At 66.2% G+C, this 20,112-nt stretch carries 17 protein-coding genes and 1 pseudogene; 14 read left to right on the forward strand and 4 right to left on the reverse strand.

Features of this window, described 5'->3' with window-relative positions:
* Window positions 1–157 precede the first annotated feature (157 nt).
* The gene (hglS, locus tag ACZ899_RS18895) at window positions 158–1,543 is read left to right on the forward strand and encodes a 2-oxoadipate dioxygenase/decarboxylase HglS (RefSeq protein ID WP_234561901.1); all 1,386 of its coding nucleotides are present in this window, start codon (window positions 158–160) and stop codon (window positions 1,541–1,543) included.
* A 124-nt stretch (window positions 1,544–1,667) separates the two neighbouring features.
* Here hglS and ACZ899_RS18900 read toward each other — a convergent pair whose 3' ends face one another.
* The 3 genes and pseudogenes from ACZ899_RS18900 to ACZ899_RS18910 all read right to left on the reverse strand — a co-directional run bounded on the left by ACZ899_RS18900 (window position 1,668) and on the right by ACZ899_RS18910 (window position 4,857).
* On the reverse strand, window positions 1,668–2,537 hold the full coding sequence (locus ACZ899_RS18900) for a methyl-accepting chemotaxis protein (protein WP_442799994.1): 870 nt from the start codon (window positions 2,535–2,537) through the stop codon (window positions 1,668–1,670).
* Window positions 2,535–3,647 (reverse strand): annotated as a pseudogene (locus ACZ899_RS18905) (Cache 3/Cache 2 fusion domain-containing protein); the annotation flags it as partial. The gene ACZ899_RS18900 and the pseudogene ACZ899_RS18905, both read right to left, overlap by 3 nt.
* 280 nt (window positions 3,648–3,927) lie before the next feature.
* Window positions 3,928–4,857: a LysR substrate-binding domain-containing protein gene (locus tag ACZ899_RS18910; RefSeq protein ID WP_232855486.1), complete on the reverse strand. Its 930-nt coding sequence runs from the start codon at window positions 4,855–4,857 to the stop codon at window positions 3,928–3,930.
* 157 nt (window positions 4,858–5,014) lie between these two features.
* On the opposite strand from ACZ899_RS18910, the gene ACZ899_RS18915 reads away from it, so the two are divergent.
* The 6 genes from ACZ899_RS18915 (at window position 5,015) to ACZ899_RS18940 (ending at window position 10,535) form a co-directional block, all read left to right on the forward strand.
* Entirely contained in the window at window positions 5,015–6,403 is a 1,389-nt protein-coding gene (locus tag ACZ899_RS18915) for a NorM family multidrug efflux MATE transporter (RefSeq protein WP_234561906.1), read from the forward strand.
* 615 nt (window positions 6,404–7,018) lie between these two features.
* Window positions 7,019–7,231 (forward strand): DUF1127 domain-containing protein, encoded by a 213-nt coding sequence (locus ACZ899_RS18920; protein WP_110735977.1) that lies wholly within the window; start codon window positions 7,019–7,021, stop codon window positions 7,229–7,231.
* A gap of 296 nt (window positions 7,232–7,527) precedes the next feature.
* Window positions 7,528–7,845, forward strand: a complete 318-nt coding sequence (locus tag ACZ899_RS18925; protein ID WP_203649074.1) for a DUF2388 domain-containing protein — start codon at window positions 7,528–7,530, stop codon at window positions 7,843–7,845.
* Between the two features lie 84 nt (window positions 7,846–7,929).
* Window positions 7,930–8,223, forward strand: a complete 294-nt coding sequence (locus tag ACZ899_RS18930; RefSeq protein WP_203649077.1) for a DUF2388 domain-containing protein — start codon at window positions 7,930–7,932, stop codon at window positions 8,221–8,223.
* 36 nt (window positions 8,224–8,259) lie between these two features.
* Window positions 8,260–8,580 carry a DUF2388 domain-containing protein gene (locus ACZ899_RS18935; protein WP_011531558.1) on the forward strand — a complete coding sequence of 107 codons (321 nt, stop codon included), beginning with the start codon at window positions 8,260–8,262 and terminating at the stop codon, window positions 8,578–8,580.
* Window positions 8,577–10,535, forward strand: coding sequence for a DUF7844 domain-containing protein (locus ACZ899_RS18940; protein WP_203649079.1), 1,959 nt, complete (start codon window positions 8,577–8,579; stop codon window positions 10,533–10,535). The genes ACZ899_RS18935 and ACZ899_RS18940 overlap by 4 nt, the downstream gene beginning before the upstream one ends.
* Before the next feature lie 172 nt (window positions 10,536–10,707).
* Here the strand turns inward: ACZ899_RS18940 and ACZ899_RS18945 are convergent, their stop codons facing one another.
* Window positions 10,708–11,109, reverse strand: a complete 402-nt coding sequence (locus ACZ899_RS18945; protein ID WP_028688651.1) for a GFA family protein — start codon at window positions 11,107–11,109, stop codon at window positions 10,708–10,710.
* A gap of 267 nt (window positions 11,110–11,376) precedes the next feature.
* Here ACZ899_RS18945 and ACZ899_RS18950 point away from each other — a divergent pair, with 267 nt between their 5' ends.
* The 7 genes from ACZ899_RS18950 to ACZ899_RS18980 all read left to right on the forward strand — a co-directional run bounded on the left by ACZ899_RS18950 (window position 11,377) and on the right by ACZ899_RS18980 (window position 20,111).
* Window positions 11,377–12,684: a CitMHS family transporter gene (locus tag ACZ899_RS18950; RefSeq protein ID WP_203649083.1), complete on the forward strand. Its 1,308-nt coding sequence runs from the start codon at window positions 11,377–11,379 to the stop codon at window positions 12,682–12,684.
* A 72-nt stretch (window positions 12,685–12,756) separates the two neighbouring features.
* The gene (locus ACZ899_RS18955; RefSeq protein WP_186712185.1) at window positions 12,757–13,527 is read left to right on the forward strand and encodes a TerC family protein; all 771 of its coding nucleotides are present in this window, start codon (window positions 12,757–12,759) and stop codon (window positions 13,525–13,527) included.
* A gap of 341 nt (window positions 13,528–13,868) precedes the next feature.
* Window positions 13,869–15,527, forward strand: a complete 1,659-nt coding sequence (locus ACZ899_RS18960) for a Na/Pi cotransporter family protein (RefSeq protein WP_110735984.1) — start codon at window positions 13,869–13,871, stop codon at window positions 15,525–15,527.
* 31 nt (window positions 15,528–15,558) lie between these two features.
* Complete coding sequence (locus ACZ899_RS18965) at window positions 15,559–16,965, forward strand: M16 family metallopeptidase (protein WP_232855482.1); 1,407 nt, start codon at window positions 15,559–15,561, stop codon at window positions 16,963–16,965.
* 122 nt (window positions 16,966–17,087) lie between these two features.
* Window positions 17,088–18,107, forward strand: a complete 1,020-nt coding sequence (locus ACZ899_RS18970; protein ID WP_110735988.1) for a DUF5924 family protein — start codon at window positions 17,088–17,090, stop codon at window positions 18,105–18,107.
* 88 nt (window positions 18,108–18,195) lie between these two features.
* Window positions 18,196–19,329 carry an ABC transporter permease gene (locus ACZ899_RS18975; protein WP_232855500.1) on the forward strand — a complete coding sequence of 378 codons (1,134 nt, stop codon included), beginning with the start codon at window positions 18,196–18,198 and terminating at the stop codon, window positions 19,327–19,329.
* Entirely contained in the window at window positions 19,326–20,111 is a 786-nt protein-coding gene (locus ACZ899_RS18980) for an ABC transporter ATP-binding protein (protein ID WP_110735994.1), read from the forward strand. Before ACZ899_RS18975 ends, ACZ899_RS18980 begins: the two co-directional genes overlap by 4 nt.
* Window position 20,112 lies beyond the last annotated feature (1 nt).

Here is a 20,112-nt window from a genome sequence, read left to right on the forward strand (position 1 = left end):
GCCCGCTCCCACACAGTTCGTGGGAGCGGGCTTGCCCCGCGATAGGGTCGTCAAGGTCGATCAAAAAAGGAATGAAACCCGCACTTTTTTTCGCTTGTACGCCGGCTCCATTCCCAGTTTTCATGTAAGTGTCCTCCACTCACCCAGGAAGCTTGCGATGCCCGCCCATGATTTCGTCAGCCCCGACAGCATCCGCGCGCAGTTCTCTGCCGCCATGTCGCTCATGTACAAGCAGGAAGTCCCCCTGTACGGCACGCTGCTTGAGCTGGTGAGTGAGACCAACCAGCAGGTCATGGCCGCACAGCCCAAGGTGGCCGAGGCCTTGCGCTGGACCGGCGAGATCGAACGCCTCGACCAGGAGCGCCACGGCGCCATCCGCGTGGGCACCGCCGAGGAACTGGCCACCATCGCACGCCTGTTCGCGGTGATGGGCATGCAGCCGGTCGGCTACTACGACCTGAGCTCGGCTGGCGTACCGGTGCACTCCACCGCATTTCGCGCCGTGCACGAACAGTCGCTGCACATCAGCCCGTTCCGCGTGTTCACCTCGCTGCTGCGCCTGGAGCTGATCGACAACCCGCAACTGCGTGCACTGGCCCAGGGCATCCTGGAGAAACGGCAGATCTTCACCCCCCGCGTACTCGAACTGATCGCCCAATGCGAACGCGACGGCGGCATGGGCGCGAGCGATGCCGAGACCTTCGTCCAGGAGGCGCTGCACACCTTCCGCTGGCACCAGGACGCCACGGTCAGCGCCGAGCAGTACCAACAGTTGCACGACCAGCACCGGCTGATTGCCGACGTAGTGGCATTCAAAGGCCCGCATATCAACCACCTGACCCCGCGCACCCTGGACATCGACGCGATCCAGCTCGGCATGCCGGCCAAGGGCATCCCGCCCAAAGCCGTGATCGAAGGGCCGCCCACCCGGCGCCAGCCGATCCTGCTGCGTCAGACCAGCTTCAAGGCCCTGCAGGAAAAGGTCGCCTTCAGCGATGCCCAGGGCAGCCACACGGCGCGCTTCGGCGAGATCGAACAGCGCGGCGCAGCGCTGACGCCCAAGGGGCGCCAGCTGTACGACCGTCTTCTGGATGCGACCCGCGCAGCCCTGGGCGGCGCGCCGGCGGAGGCCAATGCCGAGCGATATATGGCGCTGCTCGCGGAGCACTTCGCCGAGTTTCCGGATGACCTGGGGCAGATGCGCGAGCAGGGGCTGGCGTACTTCCGCTACTTCGCCACCGAGAAAGGCCTGGCCGAGCGTGGGCAACAGGATCGCCCGACCACCCTGCAGGGGTTGATCGACGCCGGGCACGTGCATTTCGAGGCGCTGGTGTACGAGGATTTCCTGCCGGTGAGCGCGGCGGGGATCTTCCAGTCCAACCTGGGGGATGATGGGCAGGCCGACTATGGCAGCAACGCCAACCGCGAAGCCTTCGAGCAGGCGCTGGGGTTGCAGGTGCAGGATGAGCTGGCGCTGTATGCGCAGAGCGAGCGCAGGTCGTTGCAGGCGTGTGCGCAGGCGTTGGGTCTGGGGACTCTGTAGGGTTTGAAACTGCTGGGGCCGCTTCGCGGCCCTTTCGCGGCACAAGGCCGCTCCTACATGGGAACGCGCTCGCCTGTAGGAGCGGCCTTGTGCCGCGAACGGGCTGCAAGGCAGCCCCAGTGCACTACCGGTGGGTACGGAACCGATCCACTTCCTGGCGCAACTGCCCCGCCAGCCCTTCCAGCTCGCGGGCCGTCATGGCCAGTTCATTGGCCACATCGCGCTGCTCGCTATTGGCCTGGGCGATGCTCTGCAGGTTGCGGCTGAGCACCGTCGCGGTGCTGCTCTGCTCCTGGGTCGCGGTGCTGATCACGGCGAACTGCTCGCCCGCCACCCTGCTCTGCTCGTCGATCCGCGCCAGGGCCTCGGCCACTTTGTCGTTGCGCGCAAGGCCTTCCTGCATCAGCTGGTTGCCCTGCTCCAGGGTGCTGATGGCATGGCCGGTCTGCTGCTGGATGCTGGCGATCATGCCCGAGATCTCGTCGGTGGCCTGGCGGGTGCGCGCGGCCAGGCCACGGACCTCGTCGGCAACCACGGCGAATCCACGGCCCTGCTCGCCGGCACGCGCCGCCTCGATGGCAGCGTTCAGCGCCAGCAGGTTGGTCTGCTCGGCGATCGAGGTGATCACCCCGACAATCCCGCCGATCTCCTGCGAGCGGGCGCCCAGGGTGTCCATTACACTGGCGGTTCCGCCCAACGCCTCGGCGATCTGCCGCAGGGAAACCGAGGCTTCGTCCATGGCACTGCGGCCGATACGGGTCTGCTGGGCATTGTCGCGGGCCATGCGCTCGGTGCCGGCCATGTTGTCGGCGATGTTCATCGAGGTGGCGCTGAACTCTTCCACCGCGCCGGCCATGCTGGTGATCTCGCCGGACTGCTGGTCCATGCCCTCGCAGGCGCCGGACGACAGGCCCGACAGCGAACGGGCGCGGCCACTGACCTGGTCTGAGGCGGTGCGGATATGCTCGACCATGGTCGCCAGCGCCTCGCCCATCTGGTTGAAACTGCGGGCCAGCTGGCCGATTTCATCCTGGCTGGTGACGCTCAGCCGGGCATTCAGGTCGCCGGCGCCGAGGGCTTCGGCCTGGCGCACCAGGTCGCCCAGCGGGCGCAGCTTGCGCCGCAGCAGCCAGAGGGTGGCGGCCACGGCCAGCAGCATCGCCAGCACGCTGCCGATGGCCAGGCGCAGGCCGACGCTCCAGGTCACTTCGCGGATCTCGCCCTCGGGCATGCTTGCCACCACGGTCCACGGGCCCTCGGCGAACGGCTCGGTGACGCTGAACAACGGCTCGCCGGCACCAGCCCAGAACTGCCCTGCTCCCGGCTTGATCGCCTTGACCGCCTGGGCCGCCGCCTCGCCATCACGCACCTCGGCCGGCGGCACCAGCCACTTGCCCTGCTCGTCCAGCAACGCCAGCGAACCGGTCTGGCCGATGCGGAAGCGCTTGAGGTTGGCGAACTGGGCGTTCTGCGCGTCGGTGTAGTCGAAACCGACGAACAGCACCGCGATCACCCTGCCACCGCCGTCACGCACCGGCACATAGCGGGTCATGTAGTTGCGCTCGAACAGCACGGCGCGGCCGACGTAGGTCTGCCCGGCCATCAGCTTGGAGTAGGCCGGATGCTGGCGGTCGAGCTGGGTGCCGATGGCACGGCTGCCGTCCTGCTTGGTCAGGCTGGTGCTGATGCGCACGAAGTCGTCGCCGCTGCGCACGAACAGGGTCGCCACCCCGGCGGTCATCTGCTGGAACTCGTCGACCTGGCGGAAATCGTTGTTCAGCAGGTGGTCGCCCAGGTACAGCGCCGGTGTCGCGGCACCGGCGACGTTGACCGTCTCACCGGCGCGCAACGCCAGCCCCGAGGCGAATCGGCGCTCGAACAGGCCGCTCAGGCGCTGGGTGTTGTCCTTGAGCGAGCCGTGGAAGGTGTCGAGCTGGTCGGCCAGCAGGCGCGCCTCGCTGGCCAGGTGCGCCTGGCGGGTGGTGAGGTTGGCGTCGTCCAGCGAACGCAGGGCGAACAGGGTACTGCCGGTGATCACCAGCGCCAGCACGATGGCGAGGGCAATCCCGAGCTGCGAGGCGATTCGGGCACGCGGTTGAGACATGGCAAGGCTCCTGGCAAGAGGCCGGGATCGTCCTGATCACGCTGACCGCCCGCTGCATATCGACGGGGAATCGCGTCCTCTTCCGGGACGCTGGTGCAAGTTGATCGGCGTCTGTAGGAAATACTTGAGTGCCGGACCGGGATATTCGCAAACGTTTTCTTGCGACTGGGCCCTGTCGCTCTGCTTAGGTGATTACCCAGCGCTTTGGGTTGCACTGTCGCCCGGGGAACAGAGTTGCAGGCATCATCAGCGTGGGAGCGGGCTTGCCCCGCGATGGTCCTCAGCCTTGCGCCGACAGTACCTGCACCGCCGGCAGGTCCATAGCCGCCGCCTCCTCCTGCAGGAATACACTCAACCTGCGCAGCCGCTCCCCGCCCGGCCGGGTCCGCGGCCACACCAGGTAGTAGTCCATGCCACTGGCCACCGCGGTCGGCCAGGGCAGGCTCAGCCGGCGCTGGGCCACGTCCTCGGCCACCATCAGCAGATCGCCCATGGAGATCCCGTAACCCCGTGCCGCGGCGATCATGCCCAGCTCCAGGGTGTCGAACACCTGCCCGCCCTTGAGCGAGACCTTGTCGGTCAGCCCCATGCGCGCCAGCCAGGCACGCCAGTCGCGCTTGTCCGGCGTGGGGTGCAGCAGTTCGATGCCCGCCAGGCGCCGCTCGTCCCAAGGCGCGTCGTCGAGCAGGTCCGGCGCGCCCACCGGGATCAGCAACTCGGAGAACAACCGGCGCACCTCCCAGTCCGCCGGGAAGCTGCCATCGCTGAGCAGCACCGCGCAGTCGAATGGCTCCTGGTTGAAGTCGACATGATCGACATCCATCCAGGCGCTGGTCAGCTGCACCTCGTTGCCCGGCTGCAGGTGGCGAAAACGGCTCAGGCGCGCCAGCAGCCAGCGCATGGTCAGGGTCGAGGGCGCCTTCATGCGCAGGATGTCGTCCTCGCCACGCAAGGCGTCGCAGGCCCGCTCCAACGAGGCGAAGCCGTCGCGCACACCGGGCAGCAACATGCGTGCGGCTTCGGTCAGTTGCAGGCTGCGGCCGCTGCGCACGAACAGGCGGCAGGCGAAATGCTCCTCGAGGGTGCGGATATGCCGGCTGACCGCGCTCTGGGTGATCGACAGTTCTTCCCCGGCACGGGTAAAAGAGCTCAGCCGGGCGGCGGCTTCGAATGCGCGCAGCGCATAGAGCGGAGGCAGTTGGCGGGTCATGGCGCACCTGTCATGCGGGGCGTAGGTCGGATACACAGGATCATACAGGCATGAGTCAGACTCATGTCAGTGATCGCATTTATCCTTTTGTGCAAAGCTGACCGAGGCCTCAGAATCAACGGCTCGCTTCCCCGAATCATCCAGAAGGATCGCCCCCATGCATGTCGCGCCCACCACTGAACTCAAGGCTTTGCTGCGCCTGGCCGGGCCGCTGATCGCCTCGCAGTTGGCGCACATGCTGATGGTGCTCACCGACACCCTGATGATGGCCCGCATCAGCCCGCAGGCCCTGGCCGGTGGCGGCCTGGGCGCGGCGAGCTATTCGTTCGTGTCGATCTTCTGCCTGGGCGTGATCGCCGCGGTCGGCACGCTGGTGGCGATCCGCAAGGGCGCCAACGACACCGAGGGCGTCACCCGCCTGGCCCAGAGCGGCCTGTGGCTGGCCTGGGGCCTGGCGCTGGTCTCGGCGCTGGTGATGTGGAACCTCAAGCCGGTGCTGCTGCTGTTCGGCCAGAAGCCGGAGAACGTCGATTCTGCGATGCAGCTGCTTACCCTGCTGCCGCTCGCCCTCCCCGGCTACATGACCTTCATGGCCCTGCGCGGCTTCACCAGCGCCCTGGGCCACTCGACCCCGGTGATGGTCATCAGCCTGGTGGGCACGGTGGTCAACTACCTGTTCAACCATGCGCTGATCGAGGGCATGTTCGGCCTGCCCAAGCTCGGGCTGATGGGTATCGGCCTGGTCACCGCGGTGGTGACCCTGGGCATGGCCATCGCCCTCGCGCTTTATATACGCTGGCACAAGGCCTATGCCGCCTACCCGCTGCGCAAGGGCCTGTCGCGCCCTTCCCTGCCGGCGCTGCGCGAGTTGTGGCGACTGGGGCTGCCGATCGGCGGCACCTATATGGTCGAAGTGGGCCTGTTCGCCTTCGCCGCCCTGTGCATGGGCGTGCTGGGCAGCACGGAACTGGCTGCGCACCAGATCGCCCTGCAGATCGTCTCGACCGCGTTCATGGTACCGACCGGCCTTTCTTATGCGGTGACCATGCGCGTCGGTCTCTACTATGGTGCCGGCAACCTGTTGGCGGCGCGCAGCGCCGGGCGCGTGGGGATCGGTTTCGGCGCCTCGCTGATGTTCGCCTTCGCCGCACTGTTCTGGTTGCTGCCGGACGCCCTGGTCGGGCTGTTCATCGACCGTAACGACCCGGCCTTCGCGGCGATCTTCATGCTGGCGGTACAGTTGGTGATGGTGGCGGCGTGGTTCGAGCTGTTCGACGGCGTGCAGACCATCGCCATGGGTTCTATCCGTGGTTTGAAGGACGCCAAGACCACGTTCCTGATCGGCCTGGTGTGCTACTGGCTGGTAGGCGCGCCGAGCGCGTGGCTGTTTGCTTTCAACCTCGGGGGCGGCGCGCAGGGTATCTGGTGGGGGCTGGCACTGGGCCTGGCTTGCGCGGCGGTGGCGCTGACGTTCGGCTTTGAGTGGCGGATGAAGCGGTTGCTGGGCAAGGCCGAGCGGGCGCGGGGGGCGGCGGTGTCGGCGTGAGGGGTTTGGGGATCGCGTAATGGCGGACAGGTGCCTGGCGATGGTCTTGCAGCGCCCTTGAGACCGAGCGCCGCCCGCGCGGCGCATCGCGGGACAAGCCCGCTCCTACATTTATTGCAACGTGCCTAACCTGTCAGGCCATGGTTGCCCGCCTTGGTGCATGTCTTGAGGCAGGTGAAGCGGCAGTGGTGTCCACATTGAAATTGCGTCGTAAAAACAAGGCGGACCAGGTAATGGCACAGGATTGACTGGCCCGAAACAGATGTAGGAGCGGCCTTGTGCCGCGATGCGCCGCGCGGGCGGCGCTCGATTTCATAGGCACTGCAACTCTGTCGTCGAACACTTTCAAGCCAAAACATATCTAAAACTGTACTACTGTACCGCCAAAAACATAACTCCCTGCTTACCATTTCCCCACCAACACCACAAAATCGCACCAAACCAGTGCACACCAGTACAGTTCCCTCAATAACCAGTGCAACAGTCCCTTCCAACAGTTAACTGCCCCCTCACAATACACCTGAACTGTACCTACTGTTCTGGACGAGAGAAGAGGAAGATGGGCACCAGTTAAATCACTCCCTAATGCCGCCACAAGCGGAAGGATGACACATCATGGAACGTACCCTCAGTTCCGGTCTGGTTTTCGAAAACGCCCAAGCTTCCAACGCCGCCCTGCCGCTGCGCGTCCTGTCCACCCTGGTACTGTGGCAGCGCCGCATGGCCAGCCGCCGCCAGCTGGCGCGCCTGGACTCCCGCCTGTTGGCCGACGCCGGCATCAGCGAGTCGCAGCGCTACGAAGAGCTGAGCAAGCCTTTCTGGCGCTAAGCGCCGGCCGCCGGCCCAGGCCGGCACCGCGAATTCACAAGAACCCGTTGCAGGAAACTGCGACGGGTTTTTTGTTTTAAGCCCGGGCTAGAGCGGCCGCACAACAGAACAACACAGTTTTAATAAATCACAAATCTACAGGTACAGTTACGATTTGTGATCTTTTCTCGAACCAAACGCCCGAACCAGCGCGTGTTACGCTTGTCCTACACGCCTGGCAGAGAAAAGTACCGTGACGAGCCAAGCGAGCGTCCGATAAGCAGAACTATCCAGACCCAGTGCAGGAGTCCCCGACCATGTCCCGTTATCACCTGTTTGGCGCCGCCTTGCTGCTGTCGCTCGCCGGCGCAGCCAATGCCACCAGCTTCGTCGTCACCACCGACGCCGTGGTGGGCGCGGTAGCCGCCTCCACCGACGCCACCTCCGACATCTCCTCCTCGTTCCGCGACGACAAGATCGTCAAAGCCGCCCGTGACGATGCCGCCAGCTTCGTCGGCAGCGACGGCGCCATTCGCGGCGCCAAGCTGGAGAGCGCGTTCGTGCACATTCGCCAGCAACTGCCGGAGCTGCAGGCCAGCGACGCGCAGCTGGCCCGCGCCATCCTCGCCATCTGAGCCCCGCACTGCCCGGATTCACTGGCCCGGCCAGTGGATCCGGGGTAGCCTTCGCAGCCCGAGACCATCGCCGCCAGACCGCCCATGCGTTACCTGTTGCCTTCACTGTTCGCCCTGGCCTGCATCAGCAGCGCCCAAGCCATGGATACCACTACCCAGAGCCTGGTCATCAGCGGCTACGTCACCAGCCAGGTCAGCGCCGCGCCGTTCGACCGCAAGCTGGTCGCCGCCGCCCGTGACGACGCCGCCGCGTTCGTCGCCAGCGACGGCCGGATCCGTGGCGCGCGCCTGCAGGCGGCGCTGGACATGCTGCACCAGAACGTCGCCCGGCACTCTGTCGGCGACCGTGAACTGGCCGAAGCGATTCTCGTCCAATAACTACATTCGACTCCCCTGTATTTCCGGAGATGCTCCATGCGTAAACCGCTGATCGCCGCCACCCTCGGCATGCTGCTGCTCGCCGACCTGGCCCAGGCCCACACCCTGGTGGCCACCAGCAACATCATCGTCCGCGCCTTTGGCCGTTCGATCGATTTCACCTCCGACACCACCACCTCGATCCGCGACTCGAAAGTGGTGCGTGAAGCCCACGACGACGCCGCCAGCTTCGTCGCCAGCAACGGTGACATCCGCGGTGCCCAGCTCGAGGCCGCCTTCGACACCCTGCGCGCCCGCGTCCCCGAGGCCCGTGACGCCAGCGACCAGGTGCTGGCCGAAGCCATCCTCGCCCTGTGAAGCGCGTGCGTGCCTGGCTGCTGGGCTGCGCCCTGACGCTGCTCGGCACGCCCGCCCTGGCCGACCTGCAGCTGGTACTGCAGCGCGACGGCCTCGACCCTGCGCAACAGCAGGCGACCCAGACATTGCTCGACGAAGCCATGGCCAAGCTGCCACCGCGCTTCAAGCAGCAACTGGACCGGCAGATCCTGGTTGGCTGGACCGAGCGCATGCCCGAGGACGCCTACGGCCAGGCCTCTCCGGTGGCCAGCCTGGACCTCAACCGGCGCCTGCTGCCGGGCCTGGTCGACGGCAGCGCCGCCCGCGAGAAGACCAACCGTCCCCACGGCACGGTCCGCGAGGAACTGCTGGCCACCGTGCTCCACGAGCTCACCCATATCTATGACCGCGCACGCCTGTGGCCGGACGCCGAGCGCCAGCTGATCAGCCGCTGCAAGCGCCAGCAGGGCGCTTTGGGCAAGGTCGGGCTGCCGCAGGACTGCCGTGGCCAGGCCGAACGCCGCTTCACCCTGAGCGACGACCCGCGCCTGCTGGACCTCGCCGGCTGGCCGCAGTACGTCGGCCGGCGCGGCGAGCGCGAGCAGCACAACGGCCAGCTGGTGCGCAGCCCGGATCCCTACGAGCTGAGCAGCCCGAAGGAGTTCATCGCGGTCAACATGGAGTACTTCCTCCTCGACCCGAGCTACGGCTGCCGTCGCCCGGCGCTCAACCAGTACCTGCGCGAGCACTTCGGCTGGGCGCCGCAACAGGATGCCTGCGCCAAGGGCCTGCCGTTCCTCAACGCCGGCAACGACTTCGCCCGCCAGCCATTGGGCGAGATCGACCCGGAGCGGGTCTACGAGGTGGACTACCTGCTGGCCGAGGCCAACCAGAACTGGGTCAGCCGCTGGGGCCACAGCATGCTGCGCCTGGTGATCTGCGCCCCGGGCCGCCCGCGCGGGCCGGCCTGCCGCCTGGACCTGGACCAGAGCCTGGTGCTGTCGTACCGCGCCTTCGTCAACGATGTGCAGCTGTCCAGCTGGGACGGCCTGACCGGCGCCTATCCCTCGCGGCTGTTCGTGCTACCGCTGGGGCAGGTGATCGACGAATACACCAAGACCGAGCTGCGCAGCCTGGCCTCGGTGCCGCTCAAGCTCAGCCGTGGCGAGATCGAGAACCTGGTGCGCCAGGCCGCCGAGATGCACTGGAGCTACGACGGTAACTACTACTTCCTGTCCAACAACTGCGCCGTGGAATCGCTCAAGCTGCTGCGCAGCGGCACTGGCAACCCGCGCCTGAACGACCTCGACAGCATCATGCCCAACGGCTTGCTGGAGGTGCTCAAGGGCAGGGGACTGGCCGATACCCACGTGCTCGACGACCCGCGCGAGGCCCTGCGCCTGGGTTATCGCTTCGACTCCTACCGCGACCGCTACCAGGCGATGTTCGATGTGCTGCGCAAGCAGTTGCCGATCAGCCAGACCAGCGTGGAAGACTGGCTGGCGCTGGACGCCGAGCAGCGCCGCCAGTGGTTCGACCGCGCCGACCTGCGCACCAGCGCGGCCTTGCTGCTGCTCGAGCAGGCCGGCCTGCGCCGCCAGCTGTTGCTGGCCCAGGACGAGGTCAAGCAACGGTACCTGAACGGCCGGGCACTCAAGGACGGCAGCTTCGACAAGGCCAACGAGACCTTGCAGGCGATGCTGGCCAACAGCGGCTTCCTCAGCCGCCCGGCGGAGTTGCTGGGGGCAGGGGGCTACGGCCTGCCGCAGCCTGCCGAACGCAAGCAGCTGGAGCAGGTAAGCAGCGAGCGCCAGGCACAGCTGCTGCGGCTGAGCACCGACCTGGACCAGCAGGTGAGGGCGCTGCTGGGGCCGGAGCGGGGCAGGGAGATCAAGGCGGTGGAGGCCAATATCAAGCAGGTGGGCGAGCACCTGCGGGCGTTGCACAAGGCGGCCGGGGGGCTGCAGCTGCCCTGAGGTATGGGTCCACCATCATCGCTGTAGGAGCGGCCTTGTGCCGCGAATGGGCTGCGTAGCAGCCCCAGGATTTCAGTGTTGACGCAAAAATCGCCGGGGCTGCTCTGCAGCCCATTCGCGGCACAAGGCCGCTCCTACAGAAGTCTCGCAGCCCGACAGCCAGCACCAAACCTCAAAGGCTTTCCTCGTCCTCCTCCGGCAACCCCTGATCCACCTGCAACCACGGCAACCGGCTCCCCACCCAGATATGCCGATTGGCTGGCACCCGCTCCGGGTGATCCAGCGTCGCCACCGTCACATCGATCGTTTCAGGACTATGCGCGGTCACCAGCGCCACATGCGCCCCGCAGTTGCCACAGAAATACCGGCTGCAACTCTGCGGCGCCATGTAGCGCTGGGGCGAGCCCGCCAGCCACTGGAAGCCCGCAAGGGGCAGGGTGACCCAGGTAACCAGCGTGCCGCCGCTGACCCGCCGGCAAATCGAGCAATGACAATGGGCGACATCGCCCAGATCGGCCTGCAGCCGGTAGCGCAACGCCCCGCAATGACACCCGCCTTCCACGACATCCACCATCGAACGACCTCCCGTCGCCTGACCGCAGCCGAAAGCTGGCTGAAAGCTTGCCCACATAGGATAGCGCCACCACCGGCAGCAGACCGGTCAGCCAGGGCACCCGGAAACTTCCGCGCCCGGCCCAATCAACAACAACAATGGTGATTCTGATGTTTTCCTGTGCCCGCCTTTTCGCAGTACCCCTCCGCCTGCTCCCCGCGCAGCGCCTGACGCGCTGATCCGCCCGAATCGTCCTTCCTTTCGCCGCGCCACGCCTGGAGTACCGCCATGCTGACCTTCCTCGGCTTCGCCATGGTCATCACCTTCATGTACCTGATCATGACCAAGCGCCTGTCGGCCTTGATCGCGCTGATCCTGGTACCGATCCTGTTCGCCCTGTTCGGTGGTTTTTCCGCCAAGATCGGCCCGATGATGCTCGAAGGCATCAGCAAGCTCGCGCCCACCGGCGTGATGCTGATGTTCGCCATTCTCTACTTCGCCCTGATGATCGACTCCGGCCTGTTCGACCCGGCCGTGCGCAAGATCCTCAAGCTGGTCAAGGGCGACCCGCTGAAAGTCTCGGTCGGCACCGCGGTGCTGGCCCTGGTGGTGTCCCTCGACGGTGACGGCGCCACCACCTACATGATCTGCTGCGCCGCCATGCTGCCGCTATACAGCCGTCTGGGGATGAGCCCGCGAATCATGGCCGGCCTGATCATCCTCGCCGGCGGGGTGATGAACATGACCCCGTGGGGCGGCCCTACCGCCCGCGCCGCCAGCGCCCTGCACGTGGACCCGTCGGACATCTTCGTGCCGATGATCCCGGCCATGGCCTTCGGCGTGGCGGCGATCCTGGCCATCGCCTACTGGTACGGCAAGCGCGAGCGTGCCCGCCTGGGCGAGCTGCACCTGCCGACCGACGACATCGACCACAGCGAAATCAGCGTGTCGCAGTTCCCCGAAGCACGTCGGCCGAAACTGATCTGGTTCAACGGTGCCCTGACTGCCGCGCTGATGGTCGCGCTGATCGCCGGCCTGCTGCCGCTGCCGGTGCTGTTCATGATCGCCTTCAGTATCGCCATGATCGTCAACTACCCGTGCCTGCAGCAGCAGAAGGACCGTATCGCCGCCCACGCCTCCAGCGTGCTGGCCGTCAGCGGGTTGATCTTCGCCGCGGGCATCTTCACCGGCATCCTGTCGGGCACCGGCATGGTCGACGCCATGTCCAAGAGCCTGCTGGCGGTGATCCCGGAGGCGTTCGGCCCGTACATGGCGGTGATTACCGCGATCGTCAGCATGCCATTCACCTTTTTCATGTCCAACGACGCCTTCTACTACGGCGTGCTGCCGGTACTGTCGGAGTTCGCCAGCCACTACGGCGTCACCCCGGTTGAGATGGCCCGCGCGTCGATCGTCGGACAGCCGGTACACCTGCTCAGCCCGCTGGTACCCTCGACCTACCTGCTGGTGGCCCTGGCCGGCATCGAGTTCGGCGATCACCAGCGCTTCACCCTCAAGTGGGCAGTGCTGGTGTGCCTGTGCATAATGTTCGGCGCGCTGGCCCTGGGGACTTTCCCGCTGTTCAGCAGTCTGTAACACAAGCGCATCATCCAACCGCAAAGCGCCCACCATTTGGGCGCTTTGCCTTTACTGCTCGAAGGAATACACATGGAATGGCTGACCAGCCCGGAAATCTGGGTTGCCTTTTTAACCCTCACGGCCCTTGAGATCGTGCTCGGGATCGACAACATCATCATGATCTCGATCCTGGTCAGCCGCATGCCCAAGCACATGCAGCCGCGCACGCGGATCTTCGGCCTGGCCCTGGCCATGGTCACGCGGATCATGCTGCTGCTGTCGATCACCTGGGTCATGCGCCTGACCGACGACCTGTTCCATGTGCTCGGCCAGGGCATCTCCGGGCGCGACCTGATCCTGTTCTTCGGCGGCCTGTTCCTGCTGTGGAAAAGCTCCCAGGAGATCTACCACGGCCTGGAAGGCGAGGACGAGAGCGCGGACGAGCCGAAAGGCGCGGGCGGCAAGTTCTTCTACACCATCATCCAGATCGCCATCATCGACATCGTGTTCTCCCTGGACTCGGTGATCACTGCCGTGGGCATGGTCTCCCACGTACCGGTGATGATCGCCGCGATCATCGTCGCGGTGCTGGTGATGATGCTCTGCGCCGGCACCATCAGCGACTTCATCGACAAGCACCCATCGCTGAAGATGCTCGCGCTTTCGTTCCTGATCGTCGTCGGTACCGTGCTGATCGCCGAATCTTTCGATGTTCACGTGCCGAAGGGCTACGTCTACTTCGCCATGGCCTTCTCGCTGGCGGTTGAAGCGATCAACATCCGCATGCGCACGGCGCTGGCGCGCAAGAAGGGCAAGGAGCACGATCCGGTGAAACTGCGCAAGGACATTCCGGGTCAGTAAGACCTGGAAGCGCAGAAAGACAAAGGGCCCTTCGGGGCCCTTTTTCGCATCCACGCCCCCTGTAGGAGCGGCCTTGTGTCGCGAAAGGACCGCAGAGCGGTCCCGACAATCTTGCATGATGCCAAGATCCTGGGGCCGCTGCGCGCCCCTTTCGCGACACAAGGCCGCTCCTACAGGCCACTCGTGTTTCAAATATATTTCAGCCATGCCAAGCTGGCGCCAGCCAGGCAAAACAACTAAAGCTTCAGTGAGCACTGAAAAAACCAGCCCACCCCCGGGCCAGGCTCACCGCCGCACCCATTGGCCCCGTCCAGGGGCATAGAAGAAAAGGGGGCCCGACCATGCTGACCCTGCTCAACCTGCTCTCCGCCGTGGCGCTGCTGGTGTGGGGCACCCATATCGTGCGTACCGGCATCCTGCGGGTGTATGGCTCGAACCTGCGTCGGGTGCTCGGCCAGAACATGAACAAGCGCCCGCTGGCGTTCATTGCCGGGATCCTGGTCACCGCCATGGTGCAGAGCAGCAACGCCACCGCCATGCTGGTCACCTCGTTCGTCGGCCAGGGCCTGATGGCCATGACCCCGGCCCTGGCGATCATGCTCGGCGCCGACGTGGGCACCGCGCTGATGGCGCGGGTGCTGACCTTCGACCTGTCCTGGCTGTCGCCGCTGCTGATCTTCCTCGGGGTGATCTTCTTCCTCTCGCGCAAGCAGACCCGCGCCGGCCAGCTGGGCCGGGTGGGCATCGGCCTGGGCCTGATCATCCTGGCGCTGCAGTTGATCGTCCACGCCGCCGCGCCGATCACCCATGCCCAGGGGGTCAAGGTGCTGTTCGCCTCGCTGACCGGCGACATCCTGCTCGACGCCCTGATCGGCGCGCTGTTCGCCATGATCTCCTACTCAAGCCTGGCCGCCGTGCTGCTTACCGCCACCCTGGCCGGCGCCGAGGTGATCAGCCTGCCGGTGGCCATCGGCCTGGTGATCGGCGCCAACATCGGCAGCGGCCTGCTCGCCTTCCTCACCACCAGCCTGCAGAACAGCGCCGGGCGCCGGGTGGCGCTGGGCAGCCTGCTGTACAAGATCGTCGGCCTGCTGCTGATCATCCCGGTGCTGCACCCGCTGGTGGCGTGGATGGACAGCCTGAGCTTCAGCCCGCAAGAGCTGGTGATCGGCTTCCACCTGCTCTACAACACCTTGCGCTGCCTGCTGATGCTGCCGACGGTCAAACCCATGGGCCGTGTGTGCAGCTACCTGTTGCCCGAACGTGACAACGGCAACGGCCATCACCAGCCGCGCCACCTGGACCCGACCGCGCTGAACACCCCCAGCCTGGCACTGGCCAACGCCGTGCGCGAAACCCTGCGCCTGGGCGATATCGTCGACAGCCTGCTCGAGGCCATGCTCGGCGCCCTGCGCGGCACCCAGACCGCGATGCCGCAGCAGGTGCGGGCCCTGGGCGAGGACGCCGAGGCCCTGTACAACGCCATCAAGCTGTACCTGGCGCAGATGCCCCGCGAGGATCTTGGCGAGCAGGACAACCGGCGCTGGGCGGAAATCATCGAGCTGGCGATCAACCTCAAGCTGGCCAGCGACCTGATCGAGCGCATGCTGCGCAAGGTCCAGCAGCAGAAGACCTCGCAGCGCCGGGAGTTTTCCCAGGTCGGCCTGGAGGAACTGACCGGCCTGCAGGAGCAGCTGCTGGCCAACCTGCGCCTGGGCCTGACGGTGTTCCTCAGCGCCGACCCGCAGAGCGCGCACCAGTTGCTGCGCGAGAAACGCCGCTTCCGCGCCCAGGAAAGGCGCCTGGCCCACGCCCATGTCAGCCGCCTGCAACGTAAAGTGGTGCAGAGTATCGAGACCAGTTCGCTACACTTGGAGCTGATTGCCGACATGAAGCGTTTGAACTCTTTGTTCTGCAGCAGTGCCTATGTGGTACTGGGCGGCACCGACACCGGCGGGCTGATGCTCGACAGCGTGCCGGACGAAGCCCGCCAGCCTTGAGCCCAGACACCCCGGAGACCGAAGCTCGCCTATGCGTTGCCTGTTGTTCGCCTGCCTGCTGACCCTCAGCCTGCCCACGCTCGCCCTCGATCGCTCACGGGTCGAGGGTTACCTGCTGCCCAACGGCCTGCAAGTGATCCTCAAGTCCGGCTACGAGCGCGACCATGTGTCGATCCGCCTGGTGGTCGGCGTGGGCCTGGACGACTTCGACTGCGACCAGCGCGAGCTGCCGCACCTGCTCGAGCACCTGCTGTTCAGCGGTATCGACGAGACGGGCGAGGGCGGCCTGGAGGAGCGCATGCAGGCCCTGGGCGGGGAGTGGAACGCCTTCACCAGCAGCGCCGACACCACCTTCGTCATCGAGGCCCCGGCGCGCAACCAGCGCAAAGTGCTCGACCTGCTGCTGGCAATCCTGCGCGACACCCGCATCGACGAAAAGGCGCTGGCCACCGCGAAGAAGATCATCGAACGCGAGGACGGCGGCCACTACGGCCGTCTGCAGCGCTGGCTCGACCGCCAGGACATCGGCCACCCGGCCAGCGACCAGCTGGCCACCGAGCTGGGCCTGAAGTGCCCCGAGCGCTCCAACCTCGACGACATGACCCTGGAGCAGGTCCGGCAACTGCGCGAACACTGGTACGCGGCCAACAACATGTCGCTGATCGTCGTCGGCGGCCTCGACCGCCTGCTGCCGGCCTACCTGGAACGCACCTTCGGCGAACTGCCGGCCACCGAGCCCGAGGAGCGCCGCAACCTGGAAAGTATCAGCCAGCAGGCCGAGCAGCGCCGCGACCTGACCCGCGGCTGGTTGGGCGACAACGTCAAGCTGCACTGGCTGTTCATCGAGCCAACGCTGGAGGAGGGCCACGACCAGACCCTCGAGCTGCTCTCGCGCTACCTGGACTGGGCGCTGTACGACCAGTTGCGCCTGCGCCACGGCCTGTCCTATGGCCCGTCGGTGCAACGCGAGAGCTTCGGCGACAGCGGGATGCTCAGCCTCAATGCCGACCTCGAGCGCCAGGACCTCGACGAGGCGCTGAAGGTGCTCGGGGAGCTGTTCGACCACTTGCGCAAGCACGGCCTGGACCCGGACACCTTCACCCGGATCAAGGAAGCGGCGATTGCCCGGGAAAGCTGGACCACCCAGGGCAACGCGGCGCTCGCCGACTATTACTGGGGGGCGCTCAACGCCTACGAGGACGGGCGTTTCACCGATCCGGTGCGGCAACTGCGCCAGGTCAGCCTCAAGCAGGCCGACGCGGCGCTGCGCGAACTGCTCAAGGAGCCGGGGTACCTGCGCATCGAGAAGCCGTTGCTGGGGTATGACGAACTGTATGGTCTGGCGGCGCTGGTGCTGGGGCTGATCCTGGCCGCGGGGCTGATCCGCCGGCGCCGCGTGGTGGCCAATCGCCCGAGTGGTGCTACACGGGAGCCGTGATTCGGCGGTATCCTGTCGGCCAACAGCGTCTGCGTGGGAGCGGGCTTGCCCCGCGATGATCTCATCGCGGGGCAAGCCCGCTCCCACGACGCCTCGAACACGCCTTTTCCTGTTGTAAACCCATGCCCCCGATCCCCAGCTTCATCCTGCGCATCATCGAGCTGCTCAAACGCTATCCTGGCATCATCGCGCTCTACGGTTTCCTCTCCGGGATCGGCAGCTTCATCCTGGTCGACCGCCAGGCCGGGCTGGCCAGCTGGATCGCCATCGTCATGCTGGTCAGCTGGATCTGGCTGATGCTGGAGAACACCCTCACCGAGCTGTTCGCCCGCACCTTCAAGCGCGAGATCCCGCAGCCGCTGCTGCGCTTCGCGACGCAGATGATCCACCAGGAAAGCCTGTTCTTCGTCCTGCCGTTCTTCTTCATCACCACCACCTGGAACAGCGGCCAGCTGATCTTCACCGGCCTGCTCGGCGCCGCCGGGCTGATCTCGATCGTCGACCCGCTGTACCACAAATGGCTGGCGCCGCGGCGCTGGCTGTTCCTGGCGCTGCACACCCTGACACTGTTCGCCGCGATGCTCACGGCGCTGCCGATCATCCTCCACCTGACCACCGCGCAGAGCTTCAAGCTGGCGCTGATCGCCGCCATGGTGCTGTCGTTCCCGAGCCTGGCCAGCAGTTTCCCGATCAACAACTGGCGCCGCGGCGTGGCCCTGGTGCTGGTGACCCTGGCGGTCGGCGGCGGCGGCTGGCTGCTGCGTTCCTGGGTGCCACCGGCCACGCTGTGGATGACCGATGTGGCGATCAGCACAGAAGTGCTCAACCGCCAGCCGGGCGCCTCGCTGGACGAAGTGGCTGCCAGTCGCATCCGCAGTGGCGGACTGTACGCCTATACCGCCATCAACGCGCCCCGTGGCCTGAACGAACGCATCTACCATGTGTGGCAGCTGGACGGTAAGGAAGTGGACCGTATCGCCCTGGATATCCACGGCGGGCGCAAGGAAGGCTACCGGGCCTGGACCCACAAGCAGAACTTCCCAGCCAATCCGGTGGGCAAGTGGCAGGTGAGGGTGCTGACCGAGGACGGGCAGGTGATCGGGGTGTTGCGGTTCAAGGTTGTGGACGACACCGCCCGCTGAAAAAACCCTGTAGGAGCGGCCTTGTGCCGCTCCTACAGGAATGCGGCCCGCTGCGCTATGATCAGCCTCTATGCCCTCAGTCAGACGCATGGAGCCTATGACCGTCCCGAGCGCTACCCTGGACACTACCGAGCAGCCCTCGCACCTGCGCATCGTCGGCGACTGGACCCTGGCCCACTACGCCAGCCTCAAGCGCGAGTGCGAGAGCCTGGGCAGCCAGTACGGCGATGACACCCAGGTCGACCTCAGCCAGCTGGGCCGCCTGGACACCGCCGGCGCCTCGCTGCTGGCCGAGCTGCTGGGCTCCGAGCGCCTGTCGCGCTGCACCGACGAACTCCCCGACGCCAGCCGCGCGCTGCTGAAGAACGTCTACTGCTCGGTGCAGGACTACTGCATCCCGGTCAAGGAGCCTGAGCAACCGGTGCTACTCCTGCTGCTGGCGCGCATCGGCCGCGCCGTCGACCAGCTGTGGCAGGACACCAACCAGGTGCTGGGCTTTATCGGCCTGATCTTGCAGACCCTGTTCCTGCGCCTGTTCCAGCCGCACCGCTGGCGTGTCACGCCGGTGGTCGCGCACCTCGAGCAGACCGGCCTGGACGCCGCGCCGATCGTCGCCTTGCTGACCTTCCTGGTGGGCGCGGTGGTGGCCTTCCTCGGCGCCACGGTGCTGGCCGACTTCGGCGCGACCATCTTCACCGTCGACCTGGTGGCGTTCTCCTTCCTGCGGGAATTCGCCGTGCTGCTCACCGCCATCCTCATGGCCGGTCGCACCGCCAGCGCGTTCACCGCGCAGATCGGCTCGATGAAGGCCAACGAAGAGATCGACGCCATCCGCACCCTGGGCCTGAACCCCATCGAACTGCTGGTGGTGCCAAGGGTGCTGGCGCTGCTGATCGCGCTGCCGCTGCTGACCTTCGTCGCCATGCTCTGCGGCATGATCGGCGGCGCGGTGGTCTGCGCCCTGACCCTGGACATCTCACCGGCCATGTTCCTCTCGCTGCTGCAGAGCGACATCGGCGTGCAGCACTTCCTGGTCGGCCTGGCCAAGGCGCCGTTCTTTGCCTTCCTGATCGCCGCCATCGGCTGCCTGGAAGGCTTCAAGGTCAGCGGCAGCGCCGAGTCGGTGGGCGCCCACACCACGTCTGCCGTGGTGCAATCGATCTTCGTGGTGATCGTGCTGGACGCGGTGGCCGCGCTGTTCTTCATGGAGATGGGCTGGTGACTGAAGCTGTGATCGAAGCCCGCGGCCTGTGCAACCGCTTCGGTAGCCAGAGCGTGCACGAGAACCTCGACCTGGACCTGTACCGCGGCGAGATCCTCGCCGTGGTCGGTGGCTCGGGCAGCGGCAAGTCGGTGCTGTTGCGCAGCATCGTCGGCCTGCGCCGGCCCAACGAAGGCACGGTCAAGGTGTTCGGCCAGGACCTGGCCACCCTCGACGAAACCCAGCGCTCGCTGGTCGAACGCCGCTTCGGCGTGCTGTTCCAGAAGGGCGCGCTGTTCTCCTCGCTGACCGTCACCGAGAACGTCGCCCTGCCGCTGATCGAGCATGCCGGGCTGTCGCGGGCCGATGCCGAGCACCTGGCCGGGGTCAAGCTGGCCCTGGCCGGGCTGCCGATCAGCGCCGCCGACAAGTACCCGGCGTCGCTGTCCGGCGGCATGATCAAGCGCGCCGCCCTGGCCCGCGCCCTGGCCCTGGACCCGGATATCCTGTTCCTCGACGAGCCCACCGCCGGCCTCGACCCGATCGGCGCCGCCGCCTTCGACCAGTTGATCCTCACCTTGCGCGATGCCCTGGGGCTGTCGGTGTTCCTCATCACCCACGACCTGGACACCCTCTACACCATCACCGACCGGGTGGCGGTGCTGTCGCAGAAGAAGGTGCTGGTGGCAGGGCCCCTGGCCGAGGTCGAGCAGACCGATGACCCGTGGATTCACGAATACTTTCACGGCCCGCGTGGCCGGGCGGCCGAAGACGCCGCCCTGCGCGCCCGCCAGGAGCGCTGAA

Source organism: Pseudomonas sp. TE31087 (assembly GCF_057284075.1).